The 20729-nt window shown below is 44.5% G+C and carries 21 protein-coding genes; 16 read left to right on the top strand and 5 right to left on the bottom strand.

Features of this window, described 5'->3' with window-relative positions; genetic code table 11:
- The first annotated feature begins 88 nt into the window (after positions 1-88).
- The 10 genes from yvfG to HNY42_RS10535 all read left to right on the top strand — a co-directional run bounded on the left by yvfG (position 89) and on the right by HNY42_RS10535 (position 8855).
- Positions 89-310 carry a protein YvfG gene (yvfG, locus tag HNY42_RS10580; protein WP_131502515.1) on the top strand — a complete coding sequence of 74 codons (222 nt, stop codon included), beginning with the start codon at positions 89-91 and terminating at the stop codon, positions 308-310.
- Positions 307-918 carry an NUDIX hydrolase gene (locus HNY42_RS10575; protein WP_131972546.1) on the top strand — a complete coding sequence of 204 codons (612 nt, stop codon included), beginning with the start codon at positions 307-309 and terminating at the stop codon, positions 916-918. The genes yvfG and HNY42_RS10575 overlap by 4 nt, the downstream gene beginning before the upstream one ends.
- Positions 919-978: 60 nt before the next feature.
- On the top strand, positions 979-1185 hold the full coding sequence (locus HNY42_RS10570; RefSeq protein ID WP_012370627.1) for a hypothetical protein: 207 nt from the start codon (positions 979-981) through the stop codon (positions 1183-1185).
- 145 nt (positions 1186-1330) lie between these two features.
- On the top strand, positions 1331-2062 hold the full coding sequence (locus HNY42_RS10565) for an ABC transporter ATP-binding protein (RefSeq protein ID WP_114595592.1): 732 nt from the start codon (positions 1331-1333) through the stop codon (positions 2060-2062).
- A complete protein-coding gene (locus tag HNY42_RS10560) occupies positions 2059-3576 on the top strand; it encodes an ABC transporter permease/substrate-binding protein (protein ID WP_131502513.1) in 1518 nt (505 codons plus the stop codon). The genes HNY42_RS10565 and HNY42_RS10560 overlap by 4 nt, the downstream gene beginning before the upstream one ends.
- On the top strand, positions 3573-4457 hold the full coding sequence (locus tag HNY42_RS10555; RefSeq protein ID WP_131502512.1) for a diacylglycerol/lipid kinase family protein: 885 nt from the start codon (positions 3573-3575) through the stop codon (positions 4455-4457). Before HNY42_RS10560 ends, HNY42_RS10555 begins: the two co-directional genes overlap by 4 nt.
- A 196-nt stretch (positions 4458-4653) precedes the next feature.
- On the top strand, positions 4654-6000 hold the full coding sequence (locus HNY42_RS10550) for a sodium-dependent transporter (protein ID WP_131972548.1): 1347 nt from the start codon (positions 4654-4656) through the stop codon (positions 5998-6000).
- Between the two features lie 267 nt (positions 6001-6267).
- The gene (locus HNY42_RS10545; RefSeq protein ID WP_131972549.1) at positions 6268-7014 is read left to right on the top strand and encodes a 5-bromo-4-chloroindolyl phosphate hydrolysis family protein; all 747 of its coding nucleotides are present in this window, start codon (positions 6268-6270) and stop codon (positions 7012-7014) included.
- Complete coding sequence (locus HNY42_RS10540) at positions 7001-8221, top strand: toxic anion resistance protein (protein ID WP_188004474.1); 1221 nt, start codon at positions 7001-7003, stop codon at positions 8219-8221. The genes HNY42_RS10545 and HNY42_RS10540 overlap by 14 nt, the downstream gene beginning before the upstream one ends.
- Positions 8222-8273: 52 nt before the next feature.
- Complete coding sequence (locus HNY42_RS10535; RefSeq protein ID WP_188004473.1) at positions 8274-8855, top strand: deoxycytidylate deaminase; 582 nt, start codon at positions 8274-8276, stop codon at positions 8853-8855.
- 259 nt (positions 8856-9114) lie between these two features.
- On the opposite strand, the gene HNY42_RS10530 is transcribed toward HNY42_RS10535, so the two are convergent.
- On the bottom strand, positions 9115-9597 hold the full coding sequence (locus HNY42_RS10530) for a hypothetical protein (RefSeq protein WP_188004472.1): 483 nt from the start codon (positions 9595-9597) through the stop codon (positions 9115-9117).
- A 147-nt stretch (positions 9598-9744) separates the two neighbouring features.
- Between HNY42_RS10530 and HNY42_RS10525 the strand changes: the two genes are divergently transcribed.
- Genes HNY42_RS10525 through HNY42_RS10515 form a run of 3 tightly spaced genes read left to right on the top strand, consistent with a single transcriptional unit; the run spans position 9745 to position 12294 of the window.
- Complete coding sequence (locus tag HNY42_RS10525) at positions 9745-10935, top strand: HD domain-containing protein (RefSeq protein ID WP_188004471.1); 1191 nt, start codon at positions 9745-9747, stop codon at positions 10933-10935.
- 11 nt (positions 10936-10946) lie between these two features.
- Positions 10947-11906, top strand: a complete 960-nt coding sequence (locus HNY42_RS10520) for a CobW family GTP-binding protein (RefSeq protein ID WP_165871609.1) — start codon at positions 10947-10949, stop codon at positions 11904-11906.
- Entirely contained in the window at positions 11899-12294 is a 396-nt protein-coding gene (locus tag HNY42_RS10515; protein ID WP_114595601.1) for a ribonuclease HI family protein, read from the top strand. The genes HNY42_RS10520 and HNY42_RS10515 overlap by 8 nt, the downstream gene beginning before the upstream one ends.
- A 35-nt stretch (positions 12295-12329) precedes the next feature.
- Here the strand turns inward: HNY42_RS10515 and HNY42_RS10510 are convergent, their stop codons facing one another.
- Complete coding sequence (locus HNY42_RS10510; RefSeq protein ID WP_131502504.1) at positions 12330-13646, bottom strand: hemolysin family protein; 1317 nt, start codon at positions 13644-13646, stop codon at positions 12330-12332.
- 116 nt (positions 13647-13762) lie between these two features.
- On the opposite strand from HNY42_RS10510, the gene fumC reads away from it, so the two are divergent.
- Together fumC and HNY42_RS10500 are read left to right on the top strand one after the other, a co-directional pair.
- Complete coding sequence (gene fumC / locus HNY42_RS10505; protein ID WP_188004470.1) at positions 13763-15157, top strand: class II fumarate hydratase; 1395 nt, start codon at positions 13763-13765, stop codon at positions 15155-15157.
- A 78-nt stretch (positions 15158-15235) separates the two neighbouring features.
- Positions 15236-16756 carry a diguanylate cyclase gene (locus HNY42_RS10500; protein ID WP_188004469.1) on the top strand — a complete coding sequence of 507 codons (1521 nt, stop codon included), beginning with the start codon at positions 15236-15238 and terminating at the stop codon, positions 16754-16756.
- Between the two features lie 67 nt (positions 16757-16823).
- On the opposite strand, the gene HNY42_RS10495 is transcribed toward HNY42_RS10500, so the two are convergent.
- The 3 genes from HNY42_RS10495 to HNY42_RS10485 are packed head-to-tail and all read right to left on the bottom strand — an operon-like array spanning position 16824 to position 18776.
- Positions 16824-17309 carry a dihydrofolate reductase gene (locus HNY42_RS10495; RefSeq protein ID WP_131972553.1) on the bottom strand — a complete coding sequence of 162 codons (486 nt, stop codon included), beginning with the start codon at positions 17307-17309 and terminating at the stop codon, positions 16824-16826.
- Complete coding sequence (locus tag HNY42_RS10490; RefSeq protein WP_131502500.1) at positions 17306-18100, bottom strand: thymidylate synthase; 795 nt, start codon at positions 18098-18100, stop codon at positions 17306-17308. Before HNY42_RS10490 ends, HNY42_RS10495 begins: the two co-directional genes overlap by 4 nt.
- 58 nt (positions 18101-18158) lie before the next feature.
- The gene (locus HNY42_RS10485; protein WP_188004468.1) at positions 18159-18776 is read right to left on the bottom strand and encodes a hypothetical protein; all 618 of its coding nucleotides are present in this window, start codon (positions 18774-18776) and stop codon (positions 18159-18161) included.
- A 210-nt stretch (positions 18777-18986) separates the two neighbouring features.
- On the opposite strand from HNY42_RS10485, the gene HNY42_RS10480 reads away from it, so the two are divergent.
- Positions 18987-20660, top strand: a complete 1674-nt coding sequence (locus HNY42_RS10480) for a glycoside hydrolase family 13 protein (protein WP_188004467.1) — start codon at positions 18987-18989, stop codon at positions 20658-20660.
- The last annotated feature ends 69 nt before the right edge of the window (positions 20661-20729 follow it).

The raw sequence follows: 20729 nt of genomic DNA, 5'->3' as shown, positions 1-20729 counted from the left end.
GATAGCCCCCCTTATTTTACTTCTTAGCCGAAACTCGCTACCATTAAACTATCGACTGGACGGCAAACCGTCTGAAAGGATGAGAGCAGTGAACGAGCAATTATTTACGACAGAACGTTTGGTGACTAACTTTAGAGAATACATGCAGCAAAACGAAGCGTACATGACGAAAATTCAAGCGTTAAATGCCTATTATAAGGTTGTAGCCGGATCAATTTTAGCGGATCGAATTGCCAAAAATGCCGATTTAATCGTTCGGATGCGCCATCTCGAAGAAGCGTATCAGAAAGTGGCACAGGAAACACGATGAAGGATTTCCAATTAAATGATGTCAAGCGTGCATTTACGTCTTCGACGGAACAACTTCCTAAAAATGCCGCTGCAGTTTTAGTTCCTTTAGTGGAGCGGGACGGAGAAGTGCATCTGTTGTTCCAAGTTCGGGCGAAGACGTTACGATCGCAACCGGGAGAAATTGCTTTTCCGGGTGGAAGGATTGATCCGGGCGAACAACCAAGAGAAGCGGCGATTCGTGAAACGGTGGAAGAACTGAACGTCAGTTTTACGGATATTGAGATCATCGGGACATTGGAACCACTCGTGACTCCCCATCGCTCCATCATCTATCCGTACCTCGGCATTCTGACAGCGGAGGAAATCGACCCATCCCCGATGGAAGTCGACCACATCTTTTATGTAGCGCTCGCTGACTTACTTGCAGCGGAACCGATTCAAGGCGAAATGGAGTGGCGAATTCGTCCCGGTAAAACCGTACCGACGGATCGTCTGGCGAATCGTGATGCATACGTCGACCGGACGTATAAAACGGTCGAACATTTTTATGAACATGAAGAGTATTTAATTTGGGGGCTGACAGCCAAAATTTTACGGCAGATGTTACGGACGTTGACGCAATACTAGCTTTTTCACAGGTTCTTTTATATGATTAAGAATATCTGAACGTGTCAGGAGATGAAGAAGATGGAAGAAGAAGAGTTATTTGATTATATCGTCGGTGATATGGTAAAAACAAAAGAAGGTTGGGTGGCAGAAGTCACAGCTGTATTAACCAATACAGTAGTGGGTGACCTCTCGCATACTAAAAACTTTGAATCTCTCGGTTTTGAATTCGAAAAACAAGTTTTGATCAAATCAGAGATTGAATTATTAGAGCGTAAAACAAAATAAACAGCGAACCGGACAGAATCTTCTGCCGGTTTTTTTGTGTTTTCCATTCTTGTAAAGCAGGTTTCAGAAAAGTTAAATGAGGGAAATTTTACAAAGATAATTAAAGAATAGACTTGATTACATTAAGGTGTTGGAGGGATCGTACGTGATTGAATTTAAAGCAGTTGGAAAAACATATCCAGATGGAACGAAAGCGGTCCGCGATTTAAACTTTACAGTCAATCAGGGGGAAATCTTTTGTCTGATTGGTCCGTCCGGTTGTGGGAAAACAACAACGATGAAAATGGTCAATCGATTGATTGATCATACGGAAGGACAAATTTGGATAAATGGTCAACCGATTATGTCGATCGACGAACATGAGTTACGTCGTCAAATTGGTTACGTCCTTCAGCAAATTGCCTTATTTCCGCATATGACGATCGAAGAAAATGTAAGTGTCGTGCCGCATTTACTGAAGTGGGACAAAAAGAAGGTGGAAGAACGTGTCCATACCTTGTTCCAACTCACAGGATTAAATGAGAATTTAAGAAAAAAGTATCCGGGTGAACTTTCAGGCGGACAACAACAACGCGTCGGTGTCATGCGGGCGTTAGCGGCAGAACAAGACGTCATCTTAATGGATGAGCCGTTCTCGGCACTCGATCCGATTTCGAGAGATCAATTACAAAATGATTTATTGCGATTGAACGCAGAACTCGGTAAAACAATCTTATTCGTAACCCATGACATGAATGAAGCGTTAAAACTCGGCAGCCGGATTTGTTTAATGAATGAGGGCGAGATCGTTTTAATCGGGACAAAAGAAGAAATCTTGGCCAGTAAGGATGAATTCGTTCAAGAGTTCATGGGGCAAGTCAGGGGGACTTTCCAATGACAGGATTGTTTGAGACGTATCAGGACCGGAAAGCTGAATTACTGCAAGCTTTAATTGAACATATTCAACTGTCTGTTCTATCACTTGTGATTGCCTGTCTGATTGCAATTCCCCTCGGCATTTATCTGTCGCGGCATCAAAAATTCAGTGAATGGTCAATCGGCGTCACGTCAGTCATCCAAACGATTCCTTCACTTGCGTTGCTTGGCTTGATGATTCCGCTCGTTGGAATCGGGACGGTTCCTTCAGTCATCGCTCTTGTTTTGTATGCTCTTCTTCCGATTGTTCGTAATACGTACACCGGCTTGGCGGAAGTAGACCCTTCCTTGAAAGAAGCGGCACGTGCTTGCGGGATGACACCGATGCAAAGCCTGATGAAAGTCGAGTTGCCGCTCGCTTTACCCGTCATGATGGCCGGCATCCGGACAGCAATGGTCCTGATTATCGGGACAGCGACGATTGCCGCTTTGATTGGTGCCGGAGGACTCGGCTCAATTATTCTGCTCGGGATTGATCGGAACGATAATTATCTTCTCTTACTCGGTGCAATTCCTGCCGCTTTGTTGGCACTTTTGTTTGATGCGTTGTTAAGACAGACGGAAGTTGCTACAAAAAAACGCCAAACGGGTCGACTCGTCGTCGCACTTGCTTTAATCGCGACATTGATCATCACTCCGTTTGCGCTCGGACGGACCGAACAACCGGATTTGGTCGTTGCCGGTAAATTAGGTGTCGAACCAGAAATTCTGATGAATATGTACAAATTAGTCATCGAAGACCAGACGGATTTGAATGTCCAAGTCAAACCGAACTTCGGAAAAACGACATTTGTTTATAAAGCCTTACAGTCCGGCGACATTGACTTATATCCGGAATTCACGGGAACAGTCCTTGCCAGTCTAACCAACGAAAAGCCGGTCTCAAACGATAAACAAGCCGTCTTTGAACAGGCACGCGACGGACTTGTCAAACAAAAACTGGCATTACTGCCACCGATGAACTACAACAATACGTATGCCGTTGCCGTTCCGAAAAAAGTAGCGAATCAATACAAATTAAAGACGATTTCCGATTTACAGCAAGTGGCGGATCAATTAAAAGCCGGATTCACATTAGAATTTAAAGATCGTCAAGACGGTTACAAAGGGATCCAGGAAAAGTACGGCGTTAATTTTAAAGAAGTAGTGACGATGGAGCCGAAATTACGGTATAAAGCTGTAGAGTCGGGAGACATCCAAGTCATTGATGCCTATTCGACCGATCCGGAAATCGCAAAATACAATATGGTTGTCCTGGAAGACGATCAACAGTTATTCCCGCCTTACGAGGGAGCACCTCTTCTTCGTCAAGAGACGTTAGATGAGTATCCGGAAGTCGAACAGGCATTAAAACAGTTGGACGGAAAAATTTCCGATAGTGAGATGTCGAAAATGAATGAAGCGGTCGCTTATGGTGGAAAAACAGCGAGCGAAGTCGCACGCGACTATTTACGGAAAGAAGGAATTTTGAAATGAGATTATTATTGATCAGTAACCCGACGGCAGGAACGAACCGCGCCGGACTTTTACAGGATGTGATTGATCCGTTGGCAGCGATGTTTGATGAAATCGTCATCCGTCAGACGGCTCAAGCCCTCGATGCCTTACGTTTCGCAGAAGAAGCGGATGGTTTTGACGCGCTCGTCGTCATTGGCGGAGACGGAACAGTTTTTGAAGTCATCAACGGGATTGCGAAACTAGAAAACCGTCCGATTCTCGGTATCATTCCAGGAGGAACATGTAACGACTTTGCAAGGACTTTGGGCTTGCCGATGGTTCCAAGACTAGCCGCTGAGATGATTGCGACCCAGCAAATCGTCGAAGTCGATCTTGGTCAAGTCAATGATACGTACTTCTTGAACTTCGTTGGTCTGGGTCTTGTTGCGGAAGCGTCCATCGGGATTGATACGGAAGAAAAAGCACGCTTGGGTAAAATGGGATATTACCTCTCGACAATCCGGTCGAGTATGGAAGCAGAGCCTTTTTCGTACGAACTGGAGTTAGCGGAAGGTCAAAAAATGACCGGGGAAGCGGTCTTGATTTTAGCAGCGAACGGCGAATCACTTGGCGGCATTGAAACCAACCTGTCGCAAGGGGCTTACAATGATGGAAAACTGGATCTCGTAATCGTCGACGAAGTGAACTTGACGACGATCCGCGATGTCATCTTACAAAAAATCGGTCTAGCGACGGAACCGTCGTTTACGCATGTTTTGACTAGCGGTTTCACTCTAAAAACCGACTCTCCGAAAGTCATTGATACGGATGGAGAAAAGGCGATGCATTCGCCAATCGAAGTCAAAGTATTACCGGAATATTTAAAGATGTACAGTGGTCGAATCGATACATTAGTATAAAGTGTCCACCAATTGAAACATTTACTAATCGAAGTCCATTACGCGGACTTCGATTTTTTTATCTTAAAATCCATTCGATTTATCGCGAATATGCGGTTATGCTTTGACGCTTTAAAGAAAATGTTTGATAAAGGATGACTTCCCGGACGAACTTTTGTACAATGGAAAAGTATTTTTGAAAAGGAGGTCGAGTGCCATGAAAGGAAATGCATGGGCTTCGAAGGTCGGATTTATTTTAGCGGCAGCTGGATCAGCGATTGGGCTGGGCGCCATTTGGAAGTTTCCCTATACAACGGGAACAAACGGAGGTGGGGCATTTTTATTATTATTTTTAGCCTTTACGCTCTTGCTCGGATTACCGGTCCTGATTGCAGAGTTTTTAATCGGTCGGACAAGTGGAAAAACAGCGTTACAGGCTTTTTCAGAGCTTGGTCATAAAAAATATACGTTTATTGGTTGGCTCGGTGTCATCGCCTGTTTTCTGTTACTCTCGTTTTACAGTGTCATCGGTGGCTGGGTACTCATCTATATCGTGTTAGGATTTTCCGGTAATTTAACGGCGATGAACGGAGCCGATTTGGGTGAATTATTTGCGACAGTCTCCGGTTCTCCCGCTTACGCCATTACTGGACAGCTGATCTTCTTGCTCATTACATGCGTGATCGTCTTACGCGGCGTACAGGCAGGAATCGAAAAAATGAGTAAAATCATGATGCCGCTACTGTTTCTGTGTTTCATTATTCTTGTCGTCCGTTCGTTGACGCTTGAAGGCGCAGGGGCAGGAGTCCGCTTCTTTATCGAACCGGACTTCTCCGCCTTAAACCGGACATCGGTCCTTAGTGCGTTAGGGCAAGCATTCTTTTCTTTATCGTTAGGCGTATCAGCGATGCTGACTTATGCTTCATACATGAAGGAACGGGGACAAATCAATCGTTCCGCGATCTGGATCGTGTCGTTGAATGTAGTCGTCTCTTTGCTTGCAGGATTCGCTATTTTCCCGGCTGTTTTCGCATCCGGTCTCGATCCGGCGGAAGGACCTTCGTTATTGTTCATCGTCCTGCCGACGGTGTTTAGTCAAATCCAATTCGGATCGTTGTTTTTGGTCCTGTTTTTCCTCTTGTTTGCATTCGCATCGATCACTTCTTCCATTGCGATGCTTGAAGTGGTGGTGTCCGCTATTACGGACCGGAAAGAAACCGCAACGTTCCGAGATAAAAAACGAAATACGATCATTGCCACGATATTAATCGGGGTAATCGGTATTCCATCGGCTCTTTCATTTGGTATGGCAGCTGACATCACATGGATGGATAAAACGGTTTTTGACTGGATGGACTTTACCGTTTCCAATATCCTTATGCCGATTGGTGCCTTGTTGATTTCATTTTTTGCCGGATTTAAATTGGACCGGACCCTGGTTGAACAAGAACTTGTGACAAGCCCGATGATGAAACGCTTACTGCCATTCTGGCGTTTTAGTATTTGTTATCTGAGTCCGGTTGCGATTTTGATTATCTTGATTTGGCCGTTGTTCGGTTCTTAAGGAACATATAGTAACTACTTGTCTTTTGAAAAAGTCCGTCTGCATTTTTTTGCGGATGGGCTTTTTTTGTTTTTGGTAAGGTCGCAGAAATCAAACTTGAGGCGGATGCAACACGTCAAAGATTATGGTGAAATAAGAAATACAGAGGACTAACATTTCGCTAAAACGGGAAACTTTTTGTTATATGATTCGTAATGGTAAGATATAAGTAATAAATAACTAACTTGAAGACAGATAGAAGAAACAATCAAAAGGGGTGGTGATGAAATGAAGCCTTCTACATGGTGGGTCCTTGGATCAATCGGTCTGATGTTCGTATTTCTTCAAGTGGCGGATGCCTTGAATTTTTCCGGTATCTTCATTGCATTAGGTCTCTGGTTCATCTGGAGCGGTTATCGCGCTAAACCGGGAAAGCGGTATCGGACTGAACGGAAATCAACGGAGTTAAAACGAAAAAACGTTAAAAAGAAACTGTTACTGGATGACGAAGACGAGTTTGTCGGAAGTGTCATCTTAAAACCAGAACAAGCAACACGCAGATTTGATGAAACGGATGACTTAGAGCTTCAGGTCTTACAACGAACAGTCGAAGAAGGATTCGTCAAACTTCAATCCTTTGATCAAATCATTCCGACGATTCGTGATAGTGAAATCCGGTCCGAGATGCGGATCGTTTCCCGTGAAGCCCATGTCTTGTTTGAAGAACTATTTACAGCGCCGCGTGAAGTCAAAAAAGTCCGTGATTTCTTTACATTCTATTTAGATTCCCTGCTCTCGATCTCAGAAAAATTTGCGGACCTCGAACGACGAGGGGCGCAAGTTCAAATGGAGACACGGGAACAATTACAATCCAACCTAAAACTCATCGCTGAAAAACTAAAACAACAGCAAACACTGTTGTTGGAAGGCGATACGGTAGATTTAGAACGTGAATTGTTGACGATTGAAAAGGTTTTGGCACAAGAGTCAGAACAACGAAAACAGGAGGAGAGTTATAAACATGACCCATTCTGATAACAATAGCTGGCAACAATGGCCGGAGGAAGAATCAACGACACAACCGACGATTTCAGATCCGTCCGTTGATTTAAATCTTACGGAAACTTCATCCCAACCCTCTGTACCGGTCCGTCCGGTTGAAGACATGATTCCAAGCGACGTTCCGGTCGAACAACGCCAAAAAATTGAACGGTTACTTCAAGTCATCGATTTAAAAAAATCAGATGCCGTCATGCAGTACGGAGCACCGGTTCAACGCGAATTGTCACAGTTTTCAGATCAAGTGTTGAGTGAAGTGAAAATGAAAGACGGCGGTGATGCCGGGAAGCTGTTGTCGGATTTAATGCAGCGGGTGCGTCAGATGGATCCTGACACGTTACAGGAAAAGAAAAGTTTCTGGTCAAATGTTCCGGTCATCGGTCGGGCGAAGAAAAAAGCAGAAACGTACTTTTTACAGTATGAAAAAATGAGTGCTTATCTGGAAGAAGTCGTCCATAATCTGGATCGGTCCAAATTTGGTCTGATGAAAGATATTACGTTGCTTGATCAAATGTATCAAAAAAACAAACGATACTTCGAAGAATTGAATCTCTACATTGCAGCAGGGGAAACAAAAATCGCACACGTCAGAGAACATGAAATCGAACCGTTACGGATGGAAGTCGAACGGTCACAGGATCAGACCCGGTTACAGGAGTTGAATGATATGATTCAGCTTGCCGATCGATTCGAAAAGAAAATTCACGATTTAAAACTATCGCGGACAATCAGTTTACAAATGGCTCCGCAAATTCGTGTAATTCAGCAAAACAATCAAATCTTAGCAGAAAAGATTGAATCGGCGGTCGTTAATACGATTCCACTCTGGAAAAACCAAGTGGTGCTTTCGCTGAGTCTATCACGACAAAAAACTGCCTTGCAGATGCAGAAAGACGTCACGAATACGACCAATCAATTACTGGAACAAAATTCGCGGCTTCTAAAAGATTCTTCCATCGAGATTGCAGAAGAAAATGAAAAAGGAATCGTATCGGTCGAATCCTTGAAAGTGGCGCATCAAAATCTGATTGAAACGTTGGACGAAACGTTACGGATTCAACAGGACGGTAAACAAAAACGTCGTGATGCGGAACATGAGCTGGAACGAATGGAAAATGAATTAAAACAAAAAGTCATGGAAGTGGCTTCAAAAAATCGTGAATTACCAAACCGCCCTTACTAAGGAACACATTTATGTGTTCCTTAGTGGTTTATTTAAAAAGGAGAGACGTATGATGAAAAAACAACATCAATGGGATACGACCTGGCTTTTGTTTGCGCGGATGATGGCGGATCGGCATTCGAAATGTGCTTCAAAATCCGTTGCCTGTGTCATCGTCAAGGATGAAAAACCCATTTCAATCGGAATCAACGGAACACCGAGTGGACACATGAACTGCAATGAAATTTATTTAAAACAAGATAACATTCTTTATAAATCCGCAGCAGAAGGACAAAGTCAAAAGCATCCTGACTTGTCTATCGTACATAACGGTCAAATGTTTCACCGCTGTGACAATCAGGAAGAACACCATGAGTGGTCGAAGATGAATGAGATTCACGCTGAAATCAATGCATTGGGAAAACTGGCGGCAGATTCGACCAGTGCCCGTCATGCGACAGCATACGTAACCCACAGTCCATGCCATGCCTGCAGTTTAGCTTTGATTGCTTCAAAAATCGACCGTGTTGTTTATTCGATAGGATATGAATATGGGGATGGATTAACACTCATGCGTCAAAGCGGGATTGAAGTGCTTCATCGTCCCTTAACAGAAGAATATTTTCTTGAAAGAATTTTCGATAAAGACTTGTAAACGCTTCCATCACATTGTATTATGAAATTAAGCATTGCCATGGTAATTATTCACTCTTCCATTCGGGATAACTTCAGACGAAGTTGTCCCACTTTTTTTTGAAAAATAAATTGACATATTTCCAATATTCTGCAATGATGTATATAGAATATGACGAAGCGGAATGCCGCATTTTCATTAGAATTGTCTATCAAGGAGCTGGAATGCCAGGTCGTTGAAAAAAAGTCCTGACTCATTTGAGTCAGGACTTTTTGTATGATTACTGCAGAATAGACCAAGAAGTTTGAAGCCGCTCGGCTCGAATGAGCGCCTTTTTCGCTGTCGCGCCGGCTAACACCGTCAGCAAACGTTGGCAGAGAATGTCCGGTTGTGTTTGATGAAGAAACAGTTGTTGGATGAACCGCGAGAAAACGACATCGTTCGTTGCGAGTTGCCGTTTTAATGTTGTATGGGACATCTGATTGATTTCATCCGCACCGAAACCCGCTCCCGGATTAAATGAGGATATAATCAACAGCTTAACAGGAGTAGCATCAAGCGATAAACCAAGTGCTTCAACCTGTTGACATGCTAAGACCATTTCTCGATATATGAGTTGGTGTAACAAACAAGGTTCCTTCAGAACAAGCGGATCATAAACAGAGACGGCTTGGCGAAGTTGTTCACGTGTTACGGTAGATGGATTCGGCTCCGATGCTGAATCTTGAACCATGTCATAACAAGTCGATAATGAAAAAATCATCCGGCATTCCTCCTTATCATGGATAATTTGTCTTCACTTGTCATTTTAAATCATAAATGAAGCGCTTACAATGAATGTTTTAACATATGCAGGAACAGAAAAGATTTGTTATCATGAAAGGCAGAGTAAATGAGAGGAGTGTTGACGATGATTCGATTATTTAAAGCCATTCCAGAGCATGAGATGCCGGTTTATAGCGGACAAGACTATCCACTCGAAGGAACGGAGACGACATCAGGCTTTCTGATTTCCAATCATGTTCCGGGAGAACAGGTAGAAGAAACCCTACTTGTCGCATCGGCTGAAATTAAAACGAGCCAGACAGGTCGTGAATGGTTACAATTTACCTTCAACTCTCCAAGTGGTGCATGTAAAGGAAAACAATGGTTGAACCAAGTGACAGCGGAAGAGGCGATGCGTCCTTATCTTGAGACCGGTATCGTGCATGTCTCTGCCAAAGTCGAAGAATATCCCGCTGATTCCGGCAACAAGTCATTAACCGTCCAGCGGGTGAAAGCCGTTCACGATCAATCCGGTACGGCATTTTTACCGCAAATGCCTGCCGGTGAATCTGCACGTGACTATCGTAATCAATTAATTGGTCTGATCGACGAGATGCAGGCGCCGCTTCGACAAGTGGCACACCGTGTTTTATCGACATATTGGGAAGATTTTTCGACCCGCCCGGCGGCATTGTATCATCACCATGCCTATATCGGCGGATTGTTGAAACATACGGCTTGTATGATGACGATTGGTTTTGGAATCTGTCAATCGGAACGACCGGACTTGACGCTCTTACAATGTATTCAAGAAGCCGAAGCGGATCATAAAAACGACTTGTTCCAGGCGGGTGAACGGGATATGCGTCAGTTTGCCTGGGATGACAGTTTTGATGCCTTGTATCAGGCTGCACGTTCGATTGCCTTGTTGAACGAACGTCCACACCAGGATGAATTACTGTTGGGGATTTTGTTGCATGATATTGGAAAAATCTTTGAATATACCCATCTCGGAGCGAGCGATGACCGTTTTTCCCGTTTGGTCCAAGCGGAACCGGTCGATGAAAAACTGTCCGGTATTGCTTTAGATCCGAACGGTGTGTTAATGGGACATATGCCATATGGATGTTTTGTTCTGGAACAAGCGCTACAAACAGAAGCTGTCCGACTTCCGGTTGATCAGTACCACCGGTTGATACATATGATTTTATCGCATCATGGCAAAAAAGAGTGGGGATCAAGCGTCACCCCGCAGACGACAGACGCCTGGTATTTACATGCCATCGACTTACTGGATGCACGAAAAGAAAAATGGCGGCAGTCGCAGTTAACTTAAGGAGTGAACACATGTCAGCACGAATTCAAACAACCCTCGTCACCGGCTTTTTAGGGGCAGGGAAAACAACATTATTGAACCGGATTGTTGCGAGTCCGATTGAAAAAGTGGCTTTACTTGTCAACGAAGTAGGTGCCGTAAACATCGATGAGGCGCTAATCGAACGCAGTGACGAGGAAGTCATTGAACTCACAAACGGCTGTATCTGCTGTTCCATTCGTGGTGATTTGCGGGATGCGTTGCTCCGTATTGCTAAAAAAAGACGGGACGGTGAGATGGTCTTTGACCGTTTGATTGTCGAAACGACAGGGATTGCCGATCCGGGTCCTATCTTACAGACGTTTTACTTTGAACCGGCAGTCGAGCAACAGTATCACATCTCGAGTGTCATTACAGTCGTCGATGCCTATCAACTGGAACGGCAATTGACGTTTGAAGAAAATGTTCGTCAAATCGGCTTTGCAGACACTTTGTTGTTAAATAAAACCGATTTGATTTCGGCGGACGAGGTCACGGTGGCAGCCAAACGGTTATCGGAACTAAATCCAACGGCATTGATTCTACCGACGATCGAATCGGACACGCCGATTCAACAGTTATTCGAAACGTTTCATTTCCCGAAGCAGGAAGAAGAGCGGCTGGCACAACAAACAGACGGTATGCAGAAAGCAGCGGAGTCCTTCACCGCGTTGACGATTACAGAACAATTCCCGTTGCACCGGCAACGCTTTGGTGCCGTTCTTCGGGAAATTCTCGAAGCGTATGCGGAAGATTTATATCGTTATAAAGGAATCATTCATTTCTCGGATACGAATCGGAAAATCATTTTACAAGGAACAGGCATGATTTACGGAACGGCAACACGTGGTGAATTTGAAGGATTGAAACAAACAACGCTGGTCTTCATCGGAAAAAATTTAGATGAACAAGCGATTCGAAAAGGTATAAAGGCGGCGAGAGAACATGGTTGAGTTATATTTTGACGGAGCAGTCCGTCCCTCGAATGATGATGCGGCAGTCGGGATTTTTTGCAAAAATTCAGAAGGTCAGGTCATCGAACGGACGTTTAGAATTACGGCTGAGAATAATCATGAAGCTGAATTTCAGGCGTTTTTAAAAGCCGTCGAATTAGCAGAAGAATTATTGGCACAAGGGGAAAGTGTATTTTCTTTCCGAACGGATTCAGAAGCAGTTTCGTTGGCGGTCGAACGCGAATTTGCTAAAAACAAACGGATTCAAATCTATTTTGATCCGGCATTTGAGCGATTTTCCCGTTTACCGCTTGCTTTCGTCAAGTGGATTCCACGATCAGAAAACAAAGCCGATCGTGTGGCAAAAGACGCGTTAAATGAATATTAACATCAACCAAAAAGCTGACCGGATCTATGACCCGGTCAGCTTTTTGGTAGGGATATATCGTCGAAAGGTTCCTCCAGTCGTTCGATTAAGATTTGATCAATCCGTCGACCGTCCAAGTCGACGACTTCAAAACGGTAGCCGTCGCTCGTGACATGACTTCCCCGGACCGGAAATTCGCCGAGCAGATATAAGACTAGTCCAGCCACCGTATGATACGTATTTTTTGCTTCGCCCGGTAAATCTGTTTTGATACCAAGAACACGCTTTAGGTCATCAATATGCAACAATCCATCCGCCAGGTAAGATCCATCCGTACGTTGCACCAGTTCCGGCTCCTCTTCAACAGTTGTAATTTCACCGACAAATGCTTCGAGAATATCAAACAGCGTAATCATCCCCAAAAAGCCGCCATACTCGTCGAGCACAAAGGCAATCGAAACCGTTTCTTTTCGCATTCGTTCGAGCAGGACGGTCGCTTGCAATTGTTTCGGGACAATGAGCGGTGTATGAATCATCGACTCGATCACAGCAATCGGTTGCTCGGCAGCCAGGATTTCCTTCGCATCGATGTATCCGACAAAGTGATCCAAATCACCGTGACCGACGGGAAGATTCCGGTGTTTTGCAGTCCGTAAATCTGCTAAAATTTGTTCCGGTGAGTCCGTTAAGTCAATCCATTCCGTTACCGTACGCGGTTCCATTAATTCATACGCTAACTGATCATGAAAGGCAAATACCCGAGAGACCTGTTCTGCTTCTGACATGGCGAACGTTCCTTCTTTCGTCCCGCGAATCAGTAATTGTTTGACCTCATCTTCCGTCTCGTCTTCCGTTTGAAGACGATCAAGTCCGATCATCCGAAAAATAACACTTGTTGATTTACTTAAGATGAAGATAAACGGTCTTAAAATACTCGAGAATAAGCGCATCGGTTGTGCCAAGACCATCGTGACACGCTCCGGACTGACAAGGGCGATCCGTTTCGGGACCAGTTCACCGACAACCAGCGATAAATAGGTGATGATGGTGACGACCACGATATAGCCGACCGTACTGGCATAAGGAGCCAGCCATGAAAAGCCGGACAGCCAGCTAATCAAAGGGGCGGATAATGCAGCACCGCCAAATGCTCCGTTGATGATGCCAATCAAGGTTATACCGACTTGAACCGTCGATAGTAAATCTGTTGGACGTTCTAAAAAGTCCAGTGCGACTTGAGCCGATTTTTTTCCTTCATCGGCATATTGCTGTAGTTTTGATTTCTTCGAAGATAACAAGGCGAGCTCTGTCATCGCGAACACACCGTTTGCTAAAATCAACAGCAGGACAATCATTAAATTAATCAACCACATCAAGCATTCACTCCTTTTCGATAACAAACTATTCCCCAAACTGGCCTCTATCATTCCCATTCGTCACGGTTTCCGTTAAACTATTAATGTATAAGCAGATAAAGGGGGAAATTAGCATGGAATACCGTTTAGAACACGACACGATGGGGGAAATTCGTGTCCCGGAAGCACAAGAATGGGGAGCACAAACACAACGGAGCCTGGAAAACTTTAAGATTGGAACAGAAAAAATGCCGATTGAAATCATTCGGGCATTTGCGGTTCTCAAAAAAGGGGCGGCTTTAGCCAATCGTGATTTAGGTGTCCTGGATCAAGAGAAAGCCGAAGTGATTGCTGAAGTATGTGACGAAATCATCGCCGGACAATTCGACGCAGAATTTCCACTGGTCGTTTGGCAAACCGGATCAGGTACACAGTCGAACATGAACGTCAATGAAGTCGTCGCACGGGTCGCGACACGAAAACTTGCCGAACGGGGAAGCAAGCAAGTCATTCATCCGAATGACGATGTCAACAAATCACAGAGTTCGAACGATACATATCCGACCGCGATGCATATCGCAGCGAAAACGATTGTCATCGATCAACTGTTACCAGCGATTGATGCCATCTATGCGACGCTCGATGAGAAAGCAAAAGCTTTCTCAGACATCGTCAAAATTGGACGGACACATTTACAGGACGCAACACCAATCACACTGGGACAAGAAGTCAGTGGTTGGGTCCGTATGTTACAGCTTTCGAAAAAGATGATTGAGTTGACGTTAGAGCCATTGACGGAGCTAGCCATTGGCGGGACTGCAGTTGGAACCGGAATCAATGCCCATCCAGAATTCGGAGACCGGGCGGCTGAAAAAATGAGTCAAGAAACCGGGAAATCATTCGTCAGCGCAGAAAATAAGTTCCATGCCTTAACAAGTCATGATCAACTTGTCTTTTCCCATGGCGCCATCAAGGCCCTGGCGATGGATGCGATGAAAATCGCCAATGATGTCCGCTGGTTGGCATCGGGTCCCCGTGCGGGAATTGGTGAAATCACGATACCGGAAAATGAACCGGGAAGTTCAATCATGCCTGGAAAGGTCAACCCGACACAAAGTGAAGCGCTGACAATGGTTGCCGCTCAAGTTCTCGGGAATGATGCGACAATCGGTTTTGCAGCAAGCCAAGGGAACTTTGAATTAAATGTCTTTAAACCGGTCATCATGTATAACTACATCCAATCGGTTCGTTTATTAACGGACGCTCTTCAGTCCTTTAATGACCATTGTGCGATCGGAATCGAGCCGGAACGGACGGTCATTGCCGAGAACGTCGAACGGTCGCTGATGCTTGTCACGGCACTGAATCCGCATATCGGCTATGAAAATGCAGCTCGGATTGCTAAAGCTGCTCATAAAGAGGGTACAACTTTAAAAGAGGCTGCGCTTGCAACCGGTTTGTTGACAGAAGAACAGTATGACCAGTGGATCGTTCCAGCAGAGATGGTCCATCCTAACCTAAAGGCATAATCGAAAACGAGGGTCCTCCCTCGTTTTCTTTTCAGTCGAACGGATGATTTCGGCTGTATAGAAAGAGAGGGAAGACTTGTGGAAACAACAAAAAAACAAATTGAAAAACAAATCGATCAAACGATTCTCATGGTCGAACGCTTACTCCGGATGGATTCTGTTCCAAAATCGGAGTTGCTTGTTTTCGCACAGTGGCTTAACCGGTTTAGCGAACACGATCAAGCAGAATTTTTCGAACGGCAGACTGCTCGCTGGGTGAGTGAGTTGGACAGTGTGGTAGAAGAAGTGCCGCATGAACAGATCGTGACACTACTCGCACCGGTCATCGATCATCTATCAGAACGGGGACGGAAAAAAGTCGTCCGGAAAGAAATGATTCTTTCGGTCACAAAACGGTTTTTAGATAATATTCAGTGGAAAAAAGCACTGGAACAAGAACGATACATGACCCGTTTCTTTGGATCCATCGAAGATACATTGGAAGTCGGATACGATTTGCATGTCGATGCGATGTTGATCGACTACGAAATCATCCGAATGACGAATGACGCATTGATTGTGAAGTTGTTTAAAAAATTAGAAGCATCGTTTATTCCCCTGATTTTGATTGGTCCAAATGACCCGGGTGTCCGTCAAGCTTGTTATGCGCTCGGGACAGACGACTATTGGGATGAAACCGTCGGAATCGATGAACGTAAAATTCGTCTGAAGCGTTTGCTCCGAAAACTACGGACAGTTTCTTCGTCGATGTTAGTCGATGAATTGACAGGAGCCTTTAACCGGAAATACCTCCAAAATGCTTACCGGAGACGGACATCCCGGTTAGAACGTGATGGTCAATTTTTTGCCCTTGCCATCTTTGATTTAGATCACTTTAAACGGATCAATGATTCACATGGTCATCCAACGGGGGATCTTGTGTTGACCGAACTGGCTGCCTTGACGAAACAAGCTCTTCGACAAGACGACGAATTGATTCGTTTTGGTGGAGAAGAATTCATGGTGTTGTTTAGTGCGGATGATTCGAATCATGCTACAGAAATGATGGAGAAAGTTCGGGCACGGATTGAACGTCATACATTTCCAAATGGATTGAAAGTGACGGTTTCCATCGGATTAACAGTCATTGATGATGTAATGCTGGATTTGGAGGAAATGACATCGGAAGCGGACGAAGCGCTGTATCAAGCCAAGCGAAATGGGAGAAATCAGGTTATCGTCTATGCAATGGCAACTGAAAAAGAGAAAGTGAAAGCCGTCATTAAAATCGAAAAGTCGATTCTTCCATCTCTTTCGCTGATGGAAATCCCGAGCCATCCGAAATATGATTTTGATCTCGTGGCGGACAATCAAAAAACAGTTGGCGCGATTCAATTGTATGTCATGCCGCTTGAAGAACTGGCAGCATCAAATTTTAAGCTTGTCGATGAATGGAAGCAGACACGTGACCAAATCATTGACGTGATTGCGATTGCCGGCGAAGAAAATCAATTGCTTGGTCAAGCGCTTGAACGAGGCGTTACAGATTATTGTTTGTCTCCTCTCGATCCACATCAATTAGAAGAGCAAATTCGACAATGGGTGATTCGTCTTCCGTAACGGCAGTATACTAAAAAGACACCTCGACTTTATAGAAGTCGAGGTGTCTTTTGAAAACAAAAGAATGTTAACGGAGAGGACGATCAAACTGTTTGATCGTAAAAGCTTCTGAATGTTGTGGATCAACCGGATGAAACATCTCGGACAAACAAACGAAGTCAACCGGGATCTCGGGATAATAAACATCCCCTTCAATGATGGCATCGATTTCCGTCGCATAAATCCGCTTGGTAAGTGACAGTGTTTGTTGGAACAGTTCACCACCGCCAATCAAAAAGACTTCCTCTTCCGACTCCGCGAAAGCAGCCAGTCCGTCTAAATCATGCCAGATGGTGATTCCTTCTGAATGGAAATTTGGATCACGCGTAATGACAATATTTTCGCGACCCGGTAATGGACGTCCGATTGACAGAAATGTTTTTCGGCCCATGATGACCGGTTTGCCGTAAGTCGTTTTCTTGAAATGGGCCAAATCAGCGGGGAGATGCCAGGGCATCTCGTTATCCCGACCAATGACCCGGTTTTTTGTATAGGCAACGATATGCGAAATCATACGGCGACGACTCCTTTAATATGCGGATCGGGATCATATCCTTCAATGATGATATCGTCAAACGTAAAATCTTCAATACGTTCCACTTCCCGGGCAAAACGAATCGTCGGCAAAGGTTTTGGATTCCGGCTCAATTGGAGATTGACTTGATCCAAGTGATTCGAATAAATATGGGCATCACCTAAAGTATGAACAAAATCGCCGACCTCAAGTTTACACACATGGGCAATCATATGGGTCAATAAGGCATAAGAAGCAATATTGAACGGTACACCCAAGAAGACATCTGCTGACCGCTGATAAAGCTGACAAGATAGTTTTCCGTCCGCCACATAAAATTGGAACAGCAAATGGCAAGGCGGTAAAGCCATTTCTTCCAATTGACCAGGATTCCAAGCGCTGACAATTAAACGACGCGAGTCCGGATTCACTTTGATCTGTTCAATGACATCTGCTAATTGATCGACTGTCGTGCCGTCCGGTTTAGGGAAAGAACGCCACTGGGCACCATAGACCGGTCCGAGATTGCCATCTTCGTCCGCCCACTCATTCCAGATGCGGACTCCATGTTCTTGCAGGTAGGAGATGTTGGTTTCACCGGAGATAAACCAAATCAATTCATGAATGATGGACTTCATATGTAACTTTTTCGTCGTTATCATCGGAAAACCATCCTGTAAAGGGAACCGCATTTGATGACCAAAAATACTGATGGTCCCGGTTCCCGTCCGATCTTCTTTTTTGATGCCGTTCGTTAAGATTTCCTGACAAAGTTGATGATACTGTTTCATGAATAATGTCCCCCTATTAAAGCTATCTTCCTATTGTAGCCGAACATCCTGGATTGAATCAACTGTTGGAAGAAGTTGGAAGGTGAAGCCGGAACAAGTGACTGAACAGGCCAAACAACGGTACGATATCCCGCCAGCCAAGGCGTCCGTCTTGTCGCGCCCGTATTCTGTGTAACATGAACAGCTGTAAAATATAAAACATCACCAAATCGACAGTCATCGTCCGAACGAATTGATTTGTCATGAAATAGACTTGGAAAATAGACCAGTCTGAACGTGCTAAAGCTAACCAGATGATGACGGCTGACAGAACAGCCAGCAGGGCGACAACGTAAGGGATGAACTTCCGACGTCGAAACGGCAAAAACGTTTGACGCGGGATGGCGAGAGCTAGATACGGCATGAGGATAAATGATCCTAACGCAAATGCGCCAAAACTTGCTAACATCGGTGAAGGTTTTAAGAACCGTTTTTCATCTAAAAAGAGCATGAAAAAGGCGGCTGGATAGATGCCAAGTAATGTAAATAAACTGAGTGCAGACGTATCGAACTGGCTTTGATCAAACCGTAAAAAGGACAAAAGAAAACCGGAAGGAAAAACTCTGTTATTCCCAAATAGTAGAATGAAGACAATGGCAACAGCCCAGACTAGAAACAATAAATAACGACGGTACATGTTGGTACGCCTCCTCTCTTAAATCATTTTCCTCTATCGGAAAAATTCAAACGTAAAACGCTAGTTCCAGTATACCGGAATCCGGATAAGGGAATCCTCTTGTACTGGTTACAATATTCGTGATACGCTAACGATGAAATGAATGGAAGCGCTTTATTGAAAAGTGCAATCGCTTGCATAAATTGTTCACAAGAGGAGTCGATCAATCATATGGAACGAAAATGGTGGCATGACAGTGTAGTCTATCAAATTTATCCGCGTAGTTTTAAGGATTCCAATGGAGACGGAATTGGAGATCTTGTCGGTATCATTGAAAAATTGGATTACTTAAAAGAACTTGGAATTGATGTCATTTGGCTGAGCCCTGTCTACGACTCACCAAACGATGACAATGGATATGATATTCGGGATTATGAAGCCATCATGGCCGAGTTTGGAACGATGGAGGACTTTGATCGTCTACTCGATCAGGCGCATGAGCGGGGCATCAAAATCGTAATGGATCTCGTAGTCAACCATTCCTCGGACGAGCATGCCTGGTTTGCCGAGTCACGGAAAAGCAAGGACAACCCGTATCGCGATTATTACATTTGGAGAAGTGCCAACGAAGACGGTACGTTGCCGAACAACTGGGGATCGATTTTTTCCGGACCGGCTTGGGAATTAGATGAAACGACAAACGAATATTTTTTACATCTGTTTTCTAAAAAACAGCCCGACCTCAACTGGGAAAATGAAAAACTCCGTCAAGAAGTGTATCAGATGATCACCCGCTGGTTGGATCGCGGGATTGACGGCTTCCGGATGGACGTCATCAATTTAATCTCGAAGACACCCGGTCTTCCGGATGCGACGGTTCCTCCCGGTGCTCTATATGGAGACGGCGGACAACATTATATTAATGGACCAAGAATTCATGAATTTTTAACAGAGATGAATGATGCATCGTTTGGTCAGTATGATGTATTGACGGTCGGGGAAATGCCAGGAGCGACGACCGAAGATGCGATCCTGTATACGGATCCGGAACGGAAAGAAGTCAACATGGTCTTTACATTTGAACATATGGACTTGGATTCCGGTCCAGGAGGCAAATGGGATGTCCAACCGTTCAATCTTCAAAAGCTAAAAGAAAACTTTACGAAGTGGCAAGTTGCCTTACATGAGAAAGGCTGGAACTCGTTGTACTGGAATAACCATGATCAGCCGCGGGTCGTCAGTCGATTCGGAGACGATACGACGTATCGTGTTGAATCCGCTAAAATGTTAGCGACATTGCTTCACATGTTAAAAGGAACACCTTACATTTACCAAGGGGAAGAAATCGGCATGACGAACGTTGCCTTTGAATCGATTGAGGAATATGAGGATATCGAAATCCGCAATATGTGGAAAGAGCGGACCGAGCAGGGGGCTTCACCGGCAGAGTTATTGCGTGCTATCCACATCAAGGGGCGGGATAATGCCCGGACACCGATTCAATGGGATGCGACCGAGCACGGCGGTTTTACGACAGGAACACCCTGGTTGAAGATCAATCCGAATTATCCATCCATTAACGTCGAACAGGCCTTAGCAGATTCTGATTCAACCTTCTATTACTATAAACAGCTGATTGCGTTACGTCATCAGCACGATTTAATCGTATACGGCGAATATGCGTTGATTTTAGAAGATGAGACCGATATCTATGCCTATACAAGAACATATGAAAATGAAACATGGTACGTTTACTGCTCATTCAGTAAAGACAAAGTAACCGTTCCACTTTCACACGATACCTCTGATTCAGTCATCGGAAATTACAACGACTCTCCGTTGGTCTCAAAAGAAGAGTTGGTCCTTCGGCCATATGAAGCAATCGTCTACCGAATATTCCGGTAAAAAAGAACAGTATGTAAACAAGGAAAAAAACAAGGATGGCGGACATGAAATCCGCCATCCTTGTTTTTG

Origin of the sequence: Exiguobacterium sp. Helios (assembly GCF_014524545.1) — a bacterium.
Classification (GTDB): domain Bacteria; phylum Bacillota; class Bacilli; order Exiguobacteriales; family Exiguobacteriaceae; genus Exiguobacterium_A.
The sequence above is the reverse complement of the archived record's forward strand: the minus strand, read 5'-3'. Positions and strand labels throughout refer to the sequence as shown.

Bases quoted from the DNA above. Each gene is read 5' to 3' on its own strand.
- HNY42_RS10575 (WP_131972546.1), top strand. From the start codon at position 307: ATGAAGGATTTCCAATTAAATGATGTCAAGCGTGCATTTACGTCTTCG.
- HNY42_RS10570 (WP_012370627.1), top strand. From the start codon at position 979: ATGGAAGAAGAAGAGTTATTTGATTATATCGTCGGTGATATGGTAAAA.
- HNY42_RS10560 (WP_131502513.1), top strand. From the start codon at position 2,059: ATGACAGGATTGTTTGAGACGTATCAGGACCGGAAAGCTGAATTACTG.
- HNY42_RS10555 (WP_131502512.1), top strand. From the start codon at position 3,573: ATGAGATTATTATTGATCAGTAACCCGACGGCAGGAACGAACCGCGCC.
- HNY42_RS10550 (WP_131972548.1), top strand. From the start codon at position 4,654: ATGAAAGGAAATGCATGGGCTTCGAAGGTCGGATTTATTTTAGCGGCA.
- HNY42_RS10545 (WP_131972549.1), top strand. From the start codon at position 6,268: ATGAAGCCTTCTACATGGTGGGTCCTTGGATCAATCGGTCTGATGTTC.
- HNY42_RS10540 (WP_188004474.1), top strand. From the start codon at position 7,001: ATGACCCATTCTGATAACAATAGCTGGCAACAATGGCCGGAGGAAGAA.
- HNY42_RS10535 (WP_188004473.1), top strand. From the start codon at position 8,274: ATGAAAAAACAACATCAATGGGATACGACCTGGCTTTTGTTTGCGCGG.
- HNY42_RS10530 (WP_188004472.1), bottom strand. From the start codon at position 9,597: ATGATTTTTTCATTATCGACTTGTTATGACATGGTTCAAGATTCAGCA.
- HNY42_RS10525 (WP_188004471.1), top strand. From the start codon at position 9,745: ATGATTCGATTATTTAAAGCCATTCCAGAGCATGAGATGCCGGTTTAT.
- HNY42_RS10520 (WP_165871609.1), top strand. From the start codon at position 10,947: ATGTCAGCACGAATTCAAACAACCCTCGTCACCGGCTTTTTAGGGGCA.
- HNY42_RS10515 (WP_114595601.1), top strand. From the start codon at position 11,899: ATGGTTGAGTTATATTTTGACGGAGCAGTCCGTCCCTCGAATGATGAT.
- HNY42_RS10510 (WP_131502504.1), bottom strand. From the start codon at position 13,646: ATGTGGTTGATTAATTTAATGATTGTCCTGCTGTTGATTTTAGCAAAC.
- fumC (WP_188004470.1), top strand. From the start codon at position 13,763: ATGGAATACCGTTTAGAACACGACACGATGGGGGAAATTCGTGTCCCG.
- HNY42_RS10495 (WP_131972553.1), bottom strand. From the start codon at position 17,309: ATGATTTCGCATATCGTTGCCTATACAAAAAACCGGGTCATTGGTCGG.
- HNY42_RS10490 (WP_131502500.1), bottom strand. From the start codon at position 18,100: ATGAAACAGTATCATCAACTTTGTCAGGAAATCTTAACGAACGGCATC.
- HNY42_RS10485 (WP_188004468.1), bottom strand. From the start codon at position 18,776: ATGTACCGTCGTTATTTATTGTTTCTAGTCTGGGCTGTTGCCATTGTC.
- HNY42_RS10480 (WP_188004467.1), top strand. From the start codon at position 18,987: ATGGAACGAAAATGGTGGCATGACAGTGTAGTCTATCAAATTTATCCG.